Origin of the sequence: Pseudomonas sp. UMAB-40 (assembly GCF_900095275.1) — a bacterium.
GTDB lineage: Bacteria > Pseudomonadota > Gammaproteobacteria > Pseudomonadales > Pseudomonadaceae > Aquipseudomonas > Aquipseudomonas mandelii_B.
Genome location: NZ_LT607561.1, coordinates 212,307 through 226,294 on the forward strand (window position 1 = coordinate 212,307; position 13,988 = coordinate 226,294).

13 protein-coding genes are annotated in these 13,988 nt (G+C 61.8%); 5 read left to right on the plus strand and 8 right to left on the minus strand.

Features of this window, described 5'->3' with window-relative positions:
• Positions 1-206 precede the first annotated feature (206 nt).
• From nagE to K0F88_RS17230, 7 genes are all read right to left on the minus strand, one after another.
• Positions 207-1,922 (minus strand): N-acetylglucosamine-specific PTS transporter subunit IIBC, encoded by a 1,716-nt coding sequence (nagE, locus tag K0F88_RS17200; RefSeq protein WP_219095825.1) that lies wholly within the window; start codon positions 1,920-1,922, stop codon positions 207-209.
• Between the two features lie 45 nt (positions 1,923-1,967).
• Positions 1,968-4,484: a phosphoenolpyruvate--protein phosphotransferase gene (gene ptsP / locus K0F88_RS17205; protein WP_219095826.1), complete on the minus strand. Its 2,517-nt coding sequence runs from the start codon at positions 4,482-4,484 to the stop codon at positions 1,968-1,970.
• Between the two features lie 35 nt (positions 4,485-4,519).
• Positions 4,520-5,530: an SIS domain-containing protein gene (locus K0F88_RS17210; RefSeq protein ID WP_374039722.1), complete on the minus strand. Its 1,011-nt coding sequence runs from the start codon at positions 5,528-5,530 to the stop codon at positions 4,520-4,522.
• Entirely contained in the window at positions 5,523-6,629 is a 1,107-nt protein-coding gene (gene nagA / locus K0F88_RS17215; RefSeq protein ID WP_219095828.1) for an N-acetylglucosamine-6-phosphate deacetylase, read from the minus strand. The genes K0F88_RS17210 and nagA overlap by 8 nt, the downstream gene beginning before the upstream one ends.
• A 31-nt stretch (positions 6,630-6,660) precedes the next feature.
• Positions 6,661-7,392 (minus strand): GntR family transcriptional regulator, encoded by a 732-nt coding sequence (locus tag K0F88_RS17220; protein WP_010463034.1) that lies wholly within the window; start codon positions 7,390-7,392, stop codon positions 6,661-6,663.
• A 361-nt stretch (positions 7,393-7,753) separates the two neighbouring features.
• Positions 7,754-8,257: a murein L,D-transpeptidase family protein gene (locus K0F88_RS17225; protein ID WP_219095829.1), complete on the minus strand. Its 504-nt coding sequence runs from the start codon at positions 8,255-8,257 to the stop codon at positions 7,754-7,756.
• Positions 8,258-8,320: 63 nt separating this feature from the next.
• A complete protein-coding gene (locus tag K0F88_RS17230; RefSeq protein WP_094468950.1) occupies positions 8,321-8,872 on the minus strand; it encodes an NUDIX hydrolase in 552 nt (183 codons plus the stop codon).
• Positions 8,873-9,018: 146 nt separating this feature from the next.
• On the opposite strand from K0F88_RS17230, the gene K0F88_RS17235 reads away from it, so the two are divergent.
• The 5 genes from K0F88_RS17235 (at position 9,019) to purT (ending at position 12,406) form a co-directional block, all read left to right on the plus strand.
• The gene (locus K0F88_RS17235; protein WP_219095830.1) at positions 9,019-9,618 is read left to right on the plus strand and encodes a CoA pyrophosphatase; all 600 of its coding nucleotides are present in this window, start codon (positions 9,019-9,021) and stop codon (positions 9,616-9,618) included.
• A gap of 54 nt (positions 9,619-9,672) precedes the next feature.
• The gene (locus K0F88_RS17240; protein ID WP_007954617.1) at positions 9,673-10,197 is read left to right on the plus strand and encodes a gamma carbonic anhydrase family protein; all 525 of its coding nucleotides are present in this window, start codon (positions 9,673-9,675) and stop codon (positions 10,195-10,197) included.
• Positions 10,194-10,409, plus strand: coding sequence for a DUF1289 domain-containing protein (locus tag K0F88_RS17245; RefSeq protein WP_010463023.1), 216 nt, complete (start codon positions 10,194-10,196; stop codon positions 10,407-10,409). Before K0F88_RS17240 ends, K0F88_RS17245 begins: the two co-directional genes overlap by 4 nt.
• Positions 10,410-10,657: 248 nt before the next feature.
• The gene (locus K0F88_RS17250; protein ID WP_010463021.1) at positions 10,658-11,125 is read left to right on the plus strand and encodes a preQ0 transporter; all 468 of its coding nucleotides are present in this window, start codon (positions 10,658-10,660) and stop codon (positions 11,123-11,125) included.
• Between the two features lie 99 nt (positions 11,126-11,224).
• On the plus strand, positions 11,225-12,406 hold the full coding sequence (gene purT / locus K0F88_RS17255) for a formate-dependent phosphoribosylglycinamide formyltransferase (protein WP_219095831.1): 1,182 nt from the start codon (positions 11,225-11,227) through the stop codon (positions 12,404-12,406).
• Positions 12,407-12,519: 113 nt separating this feature from the next.
• On the opposite strand, the gene K0F88_RS17260 is transcribed toward purT, so the two are convergent.
• Positions 12,520-13,833 carry an MFS transporter gene (locus K0F88_RS17260; RefSeq protein WP_219095832.1) on the minus strand — a complete coding sequence of 438 codons (1,314 nt, stop codon included), beginning with the start codon at positions 13,831-13,833 and terminating at the stop codon, positions 12,520-12,522.
• Between the last annotated feature and the right edge of the window lie 155 nt (positions 13,834-13,988).

The window sequence follows — 13,988 nt, forward strand, 5'->3', positions numbered from 1 at the left end:
TGTGGCGGTTGGAAGATTTTTGATCTGCCTGCTGCTGAAATGAGAAACCCGCTGATGAAGATCAGCGGGTTTTTTATGGCCTGAAAATTAGCAGAGATGCTGAAGGCCTCATCGCGAGCAAGCTCGCTCCCACAATGGTTCGGTGTACACAGGTCCAATGTGGGAGCGAGCTTGCTCGCGATGACGGATTGCCAAACGCCGAAGATCTACACCTTGGCACTCACCTCACTGCGATTGACCAACGCTTCCAGCGCATCACTCAAACTCGATGCCTTGTCACCAATCACCAGGTGCCAGACACCGCCTTCAAGCTGACTGACCCCCTGGCAACCCAGCGCCTTCAAATCACCCTCCAACAACGCCTTGCCATCCGCCAGTTGCAACCGAATCCGCGTCATGGCCACGCAATCCATCTGCAACACGTTGTCTCCACCACCCAATGCCTTCAGCCATTGCTGCGCCTCCGATTTTGCTACAGCTGCCGGTGCAGGCGCATCGACAACGGCAGGAGGGGAAGAAACAAGCGCACGCCCCAGTGCCGGCATCGCCAAGCGAATCTCATCGGCAATGCTGTCCGCCATCGGCCCGACCACCACTTGCAGGCTCCCGCCCTTGCCGGGGCGCACGACCGCCATCGCCCCCAGTGCTTTCAACTCGGCATCGTTGGCCTTGTTGCGATCCACCATGTCCAGCCGCAACCGCGTCGTACACGCGCCCACGGTAATCAGATTCTGCGCCCCGCCCAGCGCCTTGATGTACGCCCCGGCGCGTTCATTCTCGGTGACCACAACCTTCTCACCCGTCGGCACGTCTTCACGCCCTGGCGTCTTGAGGTTGAAGCGGCGGATGCAGAAATCAAATACCGCGTAGTAGATCACCGCATACGCCAACCCCACCGGCACCACCCGCCAGCCGTTGGTGGATTCGCCCCAGCCGAGCACCATGTCGATGAAACCGCCGGAGAAGGTGAAACCCAGGTGGATGTTCAGCGCATTGGTGATCGCCATCGATAACCCCGTCAGCAGCGCATGGAGCAAAAACAGAAACGGTGCGAGGAACATGAACGCAAATTCGATGGGTTCGGTGACGCCGGTCAGGAAGGAAGTCAGCGCCATCGACAGGAAGATCCCGCCCATGACTTTGCGGCGTTCCGGCAGGGCGTTGCGGTACATCGCCACGCAGGCGGCGGGCAGGCCGAAGATCATCACCGGGAACATGCCGGTCATGAACTGGCCGCCCTTCGGGTCACCGGCGAAGTAGCGCGACAGGTCGCCGGTGACCATGGCACCCGTGGTCGGGTCGGTGAAGTTGCCGAAGACGAACCACGCCATGTTGTTGAGGATGTGGTGCAGGCCGGTGACGATCAGCAGGCGGTTGAACACGCCGAAGACGAAGGCGCCGATGCTGCCGCTCTCCATCATCAATGTGCCGAAGCCGTTGATGCCGTGCTGGATCGGCGGCCAGATCAAACCAAACACTACGCCCAGGCCAACGGCAGCGAAGCCGGTGACGATCGGCACGAAGCGCCGGCCGCCAAAGAACGCCAGGTACTCCGGAAGCTTGATGTCCTTGAAGCGGTTGTACAGCGCGCCGGCCATCAAGCCGCTGACGATCCCGGCGAGCATGCCCATGTTGATGCTCGCATCCAGCACCTTGAGTGTGGAGATCATCACCAGGTAGCCGATCACCCCGGCGAGGCCAGCGGTGCCGTTGTTGTCCTTGGCGAAACCGACCGCGATGCCGATGGCGAAGATCATCGCCAGGTTGGCGAAGATCACTTGGCCAGCGTCATGGATGATCGCGATGTTCAGCAGGTCGGTGTCACCCAGACGCAGCAACAGGCCGGCAATCGGCAGGATCGCGATCGGCAGCATCAACGCTCGGCCGAGGCGTTGCAGGCCCTCGATGAAATATTGGTACATGGCGGTTCTCCCTGTGCTCTTTTTATTTGAGAGTTGTTGTAGTTTTCAGCTCAGAGGCCATTGCTGGTGACAGGCGTGACGCACCGCCCCGGCGCTGCTCAGCTTGAGCAGGTCGTGGCTGATGCGTCGGCATTGCGCGGCGTCGAGGTGGCGCACGCGATCCTTGATTTCACCGATCTGCACCGGGCTCACCGACAACTCGCTGACGCCCAGGCCGATCAGAACGGGAGTGGCCAGCGGGTCAGAGGCGAGTGCACCGCAAACGCCAACCCAACGGTTATGCACCGCCGCACCGGCGCAGGTCTGGGCGATCAGCCGCAGCAGGGCCGGGTGCATGGCGTCGACGCGCGAGGCCAGGCCGGCGTGGTCGCGGTCCATCGCCAAGGTGTATTGCGACAAATCGTTGGTGCCGATGGACAGGAAGTCCGCGTGTTCGGCCAATTGCTCGGCCAGCAGGGCGGCGGCCGGGACTTCGATCATCACCCCCAGCTCCGGGCGTTCATTTACCCCAAGTTCGAGGCACAACGCATCGAGGCGCTGGCGGATGTGCAGCAACTCATCGACCTCGGTCACCATCGGCAACAGGATCCGGCAGCGTGACAGCGGGCTGACGTGCAACAGTGCGCGCAGTTGCTGATCGAGCAATTCCGGCCGCACCTGAGCCAGGCGAATACCGCGCAAGCCGAGCACCGGATTGGCTTCGACGGGCAACGGCAGGTAGTCGAGCTGCTTGTCGCCGCCAACGTCGATGGTGCGGATGATCACCGACTTTTCACCCATGGCGTCGAGCACGGCTTGATAGGCGAGGCGTTGCTCCTGTTCGTCCGGAGCGGTGTTGCGGTCGACAAACAGAAATTCGGTGCGCAGCAGGCCGACGCCATCGGCGCCGTTGGCCAGCGCGTCTGCGGCTTCTGCGCTGGAGGCGACATTGGCGGCGACGTCGATGTGCACGCCATCGAGTGTCAGTGCCGGGGTATGAGCCTGTGATTGTTGAAGCGCACGGCGTTGCTGATGATCACGTTGTGCCTGATGCACGTCGGCCAGGCGTTCGGCCGTCGGCGCCCATTCGAGACGACCACCGTCGGCATCCAGCACCACCGCCTGGCCTTGCGCCTGATCCAGCAGCGCCGAACCCAGCGCAACCAGGCACGGCAAACCTTTACCCCGCGCCAGAATTGCGACGTGGGACGTCGCGCCGCCCTCGGCCATGCACAACCCGGCGACCCCTTGCTCGCTCAGTTGCAGCAAGTCCGACGGTGTCAGTTCATGGGCGGCGACAATGGCGCCGGCCGGTACGTCGTAATGCCAGGCTTCGCCGAGCAAGGCGCGCAGCACCCGTTGCTTGAGGTCGCGCAGATCGTTGGCGCGCTCGGCCAGCAACGCGCTGCCGAGTTGTTGAAGGACGTCGCACTGCACGTCGATCGATTGGCTCCAGGCGTGCGTCGCGGCCATGCCTTGAACGATGCAGGCGTTGGCCGCGTCCAGCAGCGCCGGGTCTTCGAGCAAGGCGAGGTGCGCGGTGAAGATCGCTTCTTCGTCAGTGTTTTTGTGTTTCCTCGCCTGGGCCAGAGTGTGTTCGATTTCGCTGCGCACGACGGTCAGTGCGGTATCGAGGGCGTGCAACTGTTGCTCGGGGTCGTGGCCGCCGTCATCTACCGGCAGGCTGATGGCATTCAAGCGAAACAACGGCCCACCGACCAGACCGGGTGCGGCGCAAACACCGTGCAGCACGCCCGCTTCGGCAGTCCGAGTGCGTCGGGTGATCGGCGCAGGCGCAGCGGCATGGCTTTCTTCGGCCAACGCGGTGGACAAGGCGATCAGCAATGCTTGCAACGCCGCTTCGGCATCCGGGCCCTGGCAGCTGACCTGAACTTCCTCCTGCTCGCCGACGGCCAGGCTCATCAGCCCGATCAAGCTGTCACAGGTCGCCGATTTGCCGGCGAAATGCAGCTGCGATTTGCTCTTGAACCCTTGCGCGGTCTGACGAATCAGTGCGGCCGGGCGAGCGTGCAGACCGCCACGATGAGCGATGCGCACGTGGCCGAAATGCGCTTCACCCGAAAGGTCCACCTCTGACTGGGCGCCCGGCGCTGCCCGGCGAATGATGTGCAGCAGCGGGTCGCCGACCTTCACCGATTTCAGCGTGATGGGCCGCGCCTGAAACGCCTGGCTGTTGGTCAGGATCATCAGGCTGACCAGGCTTTTGCACTGCTGCGCGACCTTGTCCAGGTCGTAGCGCAACAGCGGCTGGCCGTTGCTGACGCGGGCGCCTTCCTTGACCAGCATCGAGAAGCCTTCGCCCTGCAACTCGACGGTGTCGAGGCCCAGGTGCAGGAGCAATTCGGCGCCGTTATCGGCACGCAAGGTGACGGCGTGACCGCTGCGGGCGACGTGCACCACGACGCCGGCGCAGGGGGCGTGAAGGGTGTCGTTCAGTGGATCGATGGCGATCCCGTCGCCCATCGCGCCGCTGGCGAACACCGGGTCCGGGACTTTGGCGAGCGTGAGCACCGGGCCGCTGAGCGGGGCGTTGAGGGTCAGCTCTTTATTGTTGTTATGCATGGCTCGGTCTCATCAGGAAATCGTTCGGGGCGGACTTAGTGTGTGCGCGTCACTTTGCTCAAATGCCGCGGCTGGTCCGGGTCCATGCCACGGGCCACGGCCAAACCAGCGGCCATGACGTAGAAACTCTGGATCGCCAGAATCGGGTCAAGGGCCGGGTGTTCGGCCCGGGTCAGCGTGAGGTCGCGCTCGGCAATGTCATCCGGTGCGGCCAGCAGAACGCGAGCGCCGCGCTGGCGCATGTCAGCAGCAAGGTTCAGTAAACCGGCCTGCTCGGCACCCCGTGGAGCGAAGATCAGCAGGGGATAATTCTCGTCGATCAATGCCATCGGGCCGTGACGCACTTCGGCGCTGCTGAAGGCTTCGGCCTGAATCGCCGAGGTTTCCTTGAACTTGAGGGCTGCTTCCTGAGCGATGGCAAAACCGGCACCTCGGCCGATTACCATCAAGCGTTGGCAATCGCGCAAGACGTCGATGGCCAGGCTCCAATCCTGTTGCGCCGCCTCGCGCAGACCTTGCGGCAAGGTGTTGCCGGCTTCGAGCAATTCCACGTCTTCTTTCCAATGGGCGATCAGACGGGCACTGGCGCTGAGGGTGGCGATAAAGCTTTTGGTGGCGGCGACGCTGCTTTCTGTACCCGCGCACAGCGGCAGGCTGAATTCGCACGCGGCTTCCAGCGGCGAACTTTCGGCGTTGACCATGGCAATGCTCAGGGCACCGCGTTTGCGCAATAGACGCAGGCTGTTCACCAGATCCGGACTTTGCCCCGACTGCGAGAACGCAAACGCCACTTGGCCGCTGACCTTCAACGGTGCTTGCAGCATGGTCACCACCGACATCGGCAGCGACGCCACCGGGAAGCCCAGTTGCTGCATGGTCAGGTAGGCGAAGTAACTGGCGGCGTGGTCTGAACTGCCGCGAGCGACGGTCATCACCACTTGCGGCGGCTGACGGCGCAGGCGCCCGGCGATCTCGAACATCTGCGGGTCGAGTTGCTGCAGTTGGGCTTGCACGGCCTCGAACGAGGACAGCGCCTCTTCAAGCATTTTTGAAGTCAATGTCTTCTCCTTCGACCATGACGGCGGTGAGTGTGAGTGATCGATCCAGCCGCACGCAGTCGGCCCAGCTGCCAGGTTGCAGGCGGCCGCGTTCGGGGAGGCCGAGGTAGTCGGCGGGGAATTGCGAAAGACGTTGTGACGCCTCGGCGATCGGCAAACCGATCTTCACCAGATTGCGCAGCGCCTGATCCATGGTCAGCGTGCTGCCGGCCAGGGTGCCGTCGGGCAAGCGCACGCCGCCCAGGCACTTGGTGACCGTGTGGCTGCCGAGCTTGTATTCACCGTCCGGCATGCCGGCAGCGGCGGTGGAATCGGTGACGCAATACAGGCACGGGATCGCGCGCAGGGCCACGCGCATGGCGCCGGGGTGCACGTGCAGCAAGTCCGGGATCAGCTCGGCGTATTTGGCGTGGGCCAGCGCCGCACCGACGATGCCCGGCTCGCGATGATGCAGCGGGCTCATGGCGTTGTAGAGGTGAGTGAAACTACTGGCACCCGCCGCCAGCGCGGCGACGCCTTCCTCATAGCTGCCGAGGGTGTGGCCGATCTGCATGCGGATGCCGCGCGCACTGAGGGTGCGGATCAAGGCATCGTGGCCGGCGATTTCCGGGGCGATGGTGATCACGCGGATCGGTGCTAGCGCCAGATAGTCCTCGACTTCGGCCATCAGCGCGGTGTGGGCAAAGTTCGGCTGGGCACCGAGTTTGCCGGGATTGATGTACGGGCCTTCAAGGTGCACGCCGAGTACCCGGGCGCAGCCTGTTGGCCGCTGCTCGCAGAACTCGCCGACGGCTTTGAGCACGCTGGAAATCTCTTCCGGCGGCGCCGTCATGGTGGTCGCCAACAGCGACGTGGTGCCGAAGCGCACGTGGGTCTTGCTGATGGTTTCGAAGGCGGTTGCGCCTTCCATGATGTCTTTGCCGCCGCCGCCATGGACGTGCAGGTCGATGAAGCCGGGCAGCAGATAGGGCAAGTCGTTGTCAGCCGGGTTGCACGGCACGCCTTCGATGGACACGACCTTGCCGTGTTCGTGGATCAGCCGGCCACGAACCCAGCCGTGGGCGGTGAGGATGTTGTCTTCGGACATGATCGGTTCTCGGTTTTAGCGGCGAAGCAGGTTATCGACGAAGCTCTGCAACAAAGTCGTAGTAATCGTTGCGGCAGTAGGTGTCGGTGACTTCGATCGGTGTGTTGTCTTCCAGGTAGCCAACCCGGGTCATCAGCAGCATGGCGGTGCCGGGGGCGATGCCGACGAGGGCGGCGAATTCGTCCGAGGCGTTGATCGCCTGGATGTGTTGCAGCGCGCGGACGATCGGTTTGCCGATGCCGTCGAGGTATTCGTAGAGGGAATCGCCCACCGCCTGCGGCTTGGGGATGATCGAGGCGGGCAGGGTACTCATCTCGATCGCCATCACCGTGTCGTCGGCTTTGCGCAGACGTTTGAGCCGCGCGACCTTGTCGTTGGGCGAGAGGCCGAGGCGGATCAGTTCTTCGTGGGTCGGCGGGGTGATCTCGCGCTCCAGCCATTGCGAGCCGGGAACGAAGCCCTTGAGGCGCAGCATTTCGCTGAAACCCGAAAGGCGCGACAGCGGTTGTTCCAAACGCGGCGTGATGAACGTGCCGGAGCCTTGGTTACGGCGGATCAGACCCTGTTCGAACAGGACTTCCAGTGCCTTGCGGGCGGTGACGCGGGAGATGCCCAGCAGCTCGCTGAGGTTGCGCTCCGAAGGCATGGCCTGCTCGGCTTTCCATTGCCCGGCATGGATCGCCGCTTCCAGATTGCGCGCCAGTTGCAGGTACAGGGGCGTGGGCTGGGTGTCGTCAGGGCGTAGGGCCTGGAGGTCATTCATGTCAGGGATGTCCGATGCGGATATTGGAGTGTTGTGTTCCGCGAATGGCTGAAAATTAATACCACTTGAATACCATGTCAATGCCAGTACTTTGCTGTTGGCGTGAGAAAGCCCGCCCTGTTTAGGGTTTGGATTAGGGTTTGGTATTAAGTGGTATTAGAGGTGAGGGTTTTGAACACAAAGATCGCAGCCTGGGACAACGCTTGCCGGGGAGATTGGTATCTTCCCGGCAGGCGTTGTCCCAGGCTGCGATCTTTTGAGTTTATTTTTCGAGGAGCGACCGAAGGTCGCGGTCAGACACGTAGCTAGAGAGCAGCAGGTGGCTTTGTGTGGCGAGGGAGCAAGCTCCCTCGCCACAGGATTACGGACGAATCTCGATCATCGTGCCATCCGGCACCAGGCCCCAGACCTCACGCATGTCCATGTTGCGCATGGCAATGCAGCCGTCGGTCCAGTCCAGGGTGTGGAACAGGTCTTCCGGGTTTTCTTCGGTGTCCGGTGTGCCGTGGATCATGATCATGCTGCCAGGCTCGACGCCTTCACGCCGGGCACGGGCAGAGTCGCTGATGTTCGGGTAGGAGATGTGCATCGCCAGGTTGAATTTATCGCTGACCTTGCGCCAGTCCAGCCAATAGAAACCTTCGGGCGTGCGTTTGTCGCCTTCCATCAGTTTTGGTCCCTTGGGCCGTTTGCCCAGGGAAATGCGATAGGTCTTGAGCGGCTTGCCGTCATTGATCAATTGCAATTGGTGGGCGGATTTGAGCACCAGAACTTTTTCGATGACTTTGCCGTTCAGGGTTTCCGCAACGGAAGCCTGTGACAGGGTGACGAACGACAAGCAAAACACGGCAAGCAACCAGCGCATTGAAACGATATCCCTGAGAGGTGTCGCGACTATTTAGTTATAGGTGATTCTGGAGCCAGGACTTTAGGTGATGGCAGGCTGAGCAAGCGGCGGGATCGACTCGGATCGCACGGGGTAGACCTCGGTCCGCCGGTCAGCGAAGAAGCATTCTAAGGTACGGCCCACCGTGCGGAAAGCCAACTCTGACCACGGGATGTCGGCTTCGTCGAAAAGCTGCACTTCCAGGCTCTCGGGACCGGCGGAAAAATCCAGGTCCACCAGCTCCGCGCGAAAGAACACATGCACCTGACTGATGTGCGGCACGTCGATCAGCGTATAGATGCTCAGGTTGCGCACCCGCGCGCAGGCTTCCTCGGCCGTTTCGCGAACGGCTGCCTGCTCGATGGTTTCACCGTTTTCCATGAAACCGGCGGGCAGGGTCCAGTAACCGAGCCGAGGCTCGATGGCGCGTCGGCACAGCAATACTTTCGAGCCCCAGGTCGCCACGCAGCCGGCGACGATGTTGGGGTTCTGATAGTGAATCGCCTGACAGCTGTCACAGACAAAACGCAGGCGCGAGTCGCCTTCGGGGATGCGCTGGGTGACCGGGTTGCCGCACTGACTGCAAAATTTCATGCTGGGGTTCCTGAATGCTGCGCCTATCTTGGCGTGCGGCGGTGCCTGTCGGCAAGTTGTCGTTTAGCGACATGCAGTGGTTATGGGGTTGGGCGGCCGGTGCGATTGGTGCATGATGCAAGGTAGCGAATAAATCGAGAAGACTCATGCTGGACGAGCTACTTCACCGGGTAAGCAACCACACGCCGCGTACCCTGGAATCTGATCGACGTTTCCCCGAAGCCGCGGTGCTGGTGCCCATCACCCGCAGTGACGAACCGGAACTGGTTCTGACCCTGCGCGCCAGCGGGCTCTCGACCCATGGCGGAGAAGTCGCCTTCCCCGGTGGGCGACGCGACCCCGAAGACCCGGACCTGATTTTCACCGCGCTACGGGAGGCCGAAGAAGAAATCGGCTTGCCGCCGGGGCTGGTCGAAGTGATCGGACCCCTGAGCCCGCTGATCTCCTTGCACGGCATCAAGGTCACGCCTTATGTCGGGGTAATTCCGGACTTTGTCGAATACCTGGCCAACGATGCCGAGATCGCCGCCGTGTTCAGCGTACCTCTGGAGTTCTTTCGTGAGGATCCGCGGGAACACACCCACCGCATCGACTACCAGGGGCGCAGTTGGTACGTGCCGAGTTATCGTTACGGCGAGTACAAAATCTGGGGCCTGACGGCGATCATGATCGTCGAGTTGATCAACCTACTCTATGACGCCGACATCAGTCTGCATCACCCGCCCAAAAGCTATATCAATACTTGAAGCCATCGTTCGTATGGCGTGAAACGCGGCTGCCTGAGCCTTGAGGACAATAAGATGAAATATCGCCTGGGCGACGCCCGCGTCGAAACCCATCCGCAGAGCTGGGTAGCACCCAATGCCGTGCTGGTGGGCAAGGTCAAACTGGAAGAGGGCGCCAACGTCTGGTTCAACGCCGTGTTGCGTGGCGACAACGAACTGATCCTGATCGGCAAGAACAGTAACGTCCAGGACGGCACGGTGATGCACACCGACATGGGCTACCCGCTGACCATCGGCACCGGCGTAACCATCGGCCACAACGCCATGCTTCATGGCTGCACCGTGGGTGATTACAGCCTGATCGGTATCAATGCCGTGATTCTCAACGGCGCAAAAATCGGCAAGAACTGCATCATCGGTGCCAACTCGCTGATCGGCGAGGGCAAGGAGATTCCCGACGGTTCGCTGGTCATGGGCTCGCCTGGCAAAGTGGTGCGTGAGCTGACCGAGCCGCAAAAGAAAATGCTGGAGGCCAGCGCTGCGCACTATGTGCACAATTCGCAGCGTTACGCCCGTGATCTGGTCGAGCAGGAAGAATGAACGCCACCGAACGACCGGTCCTCTCGCCATGCGTGAACATCTGCGCGTTGGACGAAGATGATATTTGCACCGGGTGTCAGCGCACGGTCGAAGAAATCACACGCTGGAGTCGCATGGACAACGAAGAACGCCGCAGGGTGTTGGGGCTGTGTCATGAGCGGGCGAAGTCGAGTGGGTTGATCTGGATGCTGCCTTCCAGATCCGATTCCTGAGCCTTGTGAGCCTTGTGAGCCTTGTGAGCTTTTGTGGCTGATGAGGTTTTTTGTGGCGAGGGAGCTTGCTCCCGCTGGGTTGCGAAGCAGCCCCATAGATGACAAACACATTCAACCTGACACACCGCGCCCCCTGATTTCAGGGCCGCTTCGCGCGCCAGCGGGAGCAAGCTCCCTCGCCACCGGGTTAATTGTGAGCCCGAGATAAAGTAATCTGTGCGCCAAATTGACAGGTATCCCGCCACCCCATGTTCTTCCTGATCGCCTACATCAGCAGCGTCGTGCTGATCAACTACGCCTTTTCCACCGCCCCGCACCTGGACATCATCTGGTCGGCCTGGGGTGGGTTGGTGTTTGTCTTGCGCGATATGGTGCAAACCCGCTTCGGCCACGGCGCGATCGCGGCGATGCTTGCAGCGCTGGTCCTGTCGTATGTCACTTCCGATCCGTCCATCGCGCTGGCCAGCGCCACGGCCTTCGCGGTGTCCGAATGCATCGACTGGCTGGTGTTCAGCATCACCAAACGCCCGTTGCATGATCGCCTGTGGATAAGTTCGGCCCTGAGCATTCCCCTCGACACCTTCATCTTCTTCGGCATGATCGATGCCTTCACCCCGGCCGTGATCCTTACCGCCATGGGCTCCAAGTTCGCCGGCGTGACGGTCGTGTGGCTGATCATGGCCTGGCGCTTGCGCAAACAGGCTGTCGCCAGCTGAAGCCAAACCTTGCGGTTCATGTAAAATGCCGCGCTTTCTCCCCATGGGACGCGCGCCAGGCGCCGCGACCCTCGATGATCCGCTTCTTGAGGACCTGAGATGACCCGTATCGGAACTCCATTGTCGCCAACCGCGACCCGCGTATTGCTGTGTGGCTGTGGTGAGTTGGGCAAGGAAGTGGTAATCGAGCTGCAACGCCTGGGCGTTGAAGTGATTGCCGTCGACCGTTACGCCAACGCGCCGGCCATGCAGGTTGCGCATCGCAGCCACGTGATCAACATGCTCGACGGCGCCGCCCTGCGTGCTGTGATCGAAGCCGAGAAGCCGCACTTCATCGTGCCGGAAATCGAAGCCATCGCCACCGCGACCCTAGTGGAGCTGGAAGCCGAAGGCTTCACCGTGATCCCGACCGCGCGCGCCGCGCAGCTGACCATGAACCGAGAAGGCATCCGTCGCCTGGCCGCCGAAGAGCTGGACCTGCCGACCTCGCCGTACCACTTCGCCGACACCTTCGAGGACTACAGCAAGGCCGTACAGGATCTGGGCTTCCCGTGCGTGGTCAAGCCAGTGATGAGTTCATCGGGCAAAGGCCAGAGCCTGCTGCGCAGCGCCGAAGACGTGAAAACCGCTTGGGATTACGCTCAGGAAGGCGGGCGTGCCGGTAAAGGTCGCGTGATCATCGAAGGCTTTATCGACTTCGACTACGAAATCACCCTGTTGACCGTGCGTCACGTCGGCGGCACGACCTTCTGCGCGCCCGTCGGCCACCGTCAGGAGAAGGGCGACTATCAGGAATCCTGGCAGCCACAAGCCATGAGCCCGATTGCCCTGGCCGAATCCGAGCGCGTTGCCAAAGCCGTCACTGAAGCGCTGGGCGGTCGTGGCCTGTTTGGCGTCGAGCTGTTCATCAAAGGTGATCAGGTGTGGTTCAGCGAAGTCTCGCCGCGCCCGCATGACACCGGTCTGGTGACCCTGATTTCCCAGGACCTGTCGCAGTTTGCGCTGCACGCACGGGCAATCCTGGGCCTGCCGATTCCGTTGATCCGTCAGTTCGGGCCATCGGCTTCGGCGGTGATTCTGGTAGAAGGGCAGTCGACCCAGACCGCGTTCGCCAACCTCGGTGCTGCGTTGAGCGAGCCGGACACGGCGTTGCGTCTGTTCGGCAAGCCTGAGGTCAATGGCCAGCGCCGGATGGGCGTGGCGTTGGCGCGGGATGAGTCGATTGAAGCTGCACGGGCAAAAGCGACCCGTGCTTCTCAGGCTGTCGTGGTAGAGCTGTAAACCGAGTCGCGGCTATCGCGGGCAAGCCCGCTCCCACAGGGTTTTCGGTTGATCACAAATTTTGTGCACACCTGAAATTCTGTGGGAGCGGGCTTGCCCGCGATGGCGTCTTATCAGGCAACCCGATTCAAATCGTTATGCCGCGTCTCCTTCAGGCACAGCACCGCAATCAAACTCAGCACCGCCGCCCCCGACACATACCCGCCGACATAACTCAAACCGCCCATTGCCACCAGTTTCTGCGCGAAGAACGGCGCCGCCGAGGCCCCGACAATTCCGCCCAGGTTGTAGGCAGCCGACGCGCCGGTATACCGCACATGCGTTGGAAACAGCTCCGGTAGCAACGCGCCCATCGGTGCAAACGTCACACCCATCAGAAACAGCTCGATGCACAGGAACAGCGCCACGCCCCAGGTCGAGCCTTGGGTCAGCAGCGGTTCCATCAAGAATCCCGACAGGATCGCCAGCACGCCGCCGATGATCAGCACCGGTTTGCGCCCGTAACGGTCGCTGGCCCAGGCTGACAGCGGCGTGGCGGCGGCCATGAACAGGACGGCGAAGCACAGCAGCCCGAGGAAGGTTTCGCGGCTGTAGCCGAGTGTCGACACGCCATAACTCAACGAAAACACTGTCGAGATGTAGAACAGCGCATAGCACACCACCATCGATCCGGCACCCAGCAGCATCGGCGCCCAGTACTGGCTGAGCAGCTCGACCAGCGGGATCTTCACTCGCTCCTGACGTGCCATGGCGTTGGCAAACACCGGGGTTTCGTGGAGTTTGAGGCGCACATACAGGCCCACCATCACCAGCGCAGCGCTGAGCAGGAACGGAATACGCCAGCCCCATGAGCGGAACTGCTCGTCGTTCAGTGTCATGGCCAGCGTCAGGAACAGGCCGTTAGCCGCTAGAAAGCCAATCGAAGGGCCGAGCTGCGGGAACATGCCGAACCAGGCGCGCTTGCCCTTGGGCGCGTTTTCCGTCGCCAGCAGTGCCGCACCGCCCCATTCGCCGCCCAGCCCAAGGCCTTGGCCGAAACGCAGTACGCAGAGCAGGATCGGCGCCCAGGCCCCGATGCTGTCGTAACCGGGCAATACGCCGATCAGCGTGGTGCACACGCCCATCAAAAGCAGCGAAGCGACCAATGTCGATTTGCGCCCGATGCGGTCACCGAAGTGCCCAAACAGCGCCGATCCCAAGGGGCGGGCAAGGAAGGCGATGCCGAAGGTGAGGAACGCCGATAGCATCTGGGCGGTACCGGAGGTCTGCGGAAAGAACACCGGGCCGATCACCAGCGCCGCAGCGGTGGCATAGACGTAGAAGTCGTAAAACTCGATGGCGGTGCCGATAAAACTCGCCGTGGCCACGCGGGTGGCGGAGTTCGTCGGTTGGGTAGGCGCGTCGCTATAAGTCGTGCTGGTCGTCATGCGGTTATCCCTGACAGTCATGTGCCCCAGTGGAGCGAATTATTATGGTCGAACACCCAGGGATGTGGGAGTGAGGCGCGGCCGCTGCTCAAGGTAGGAACAGTCGTCGGTGTGGTGCGGATAATGCCGATGGTCTGGCCGGAACCTGCTGCGTG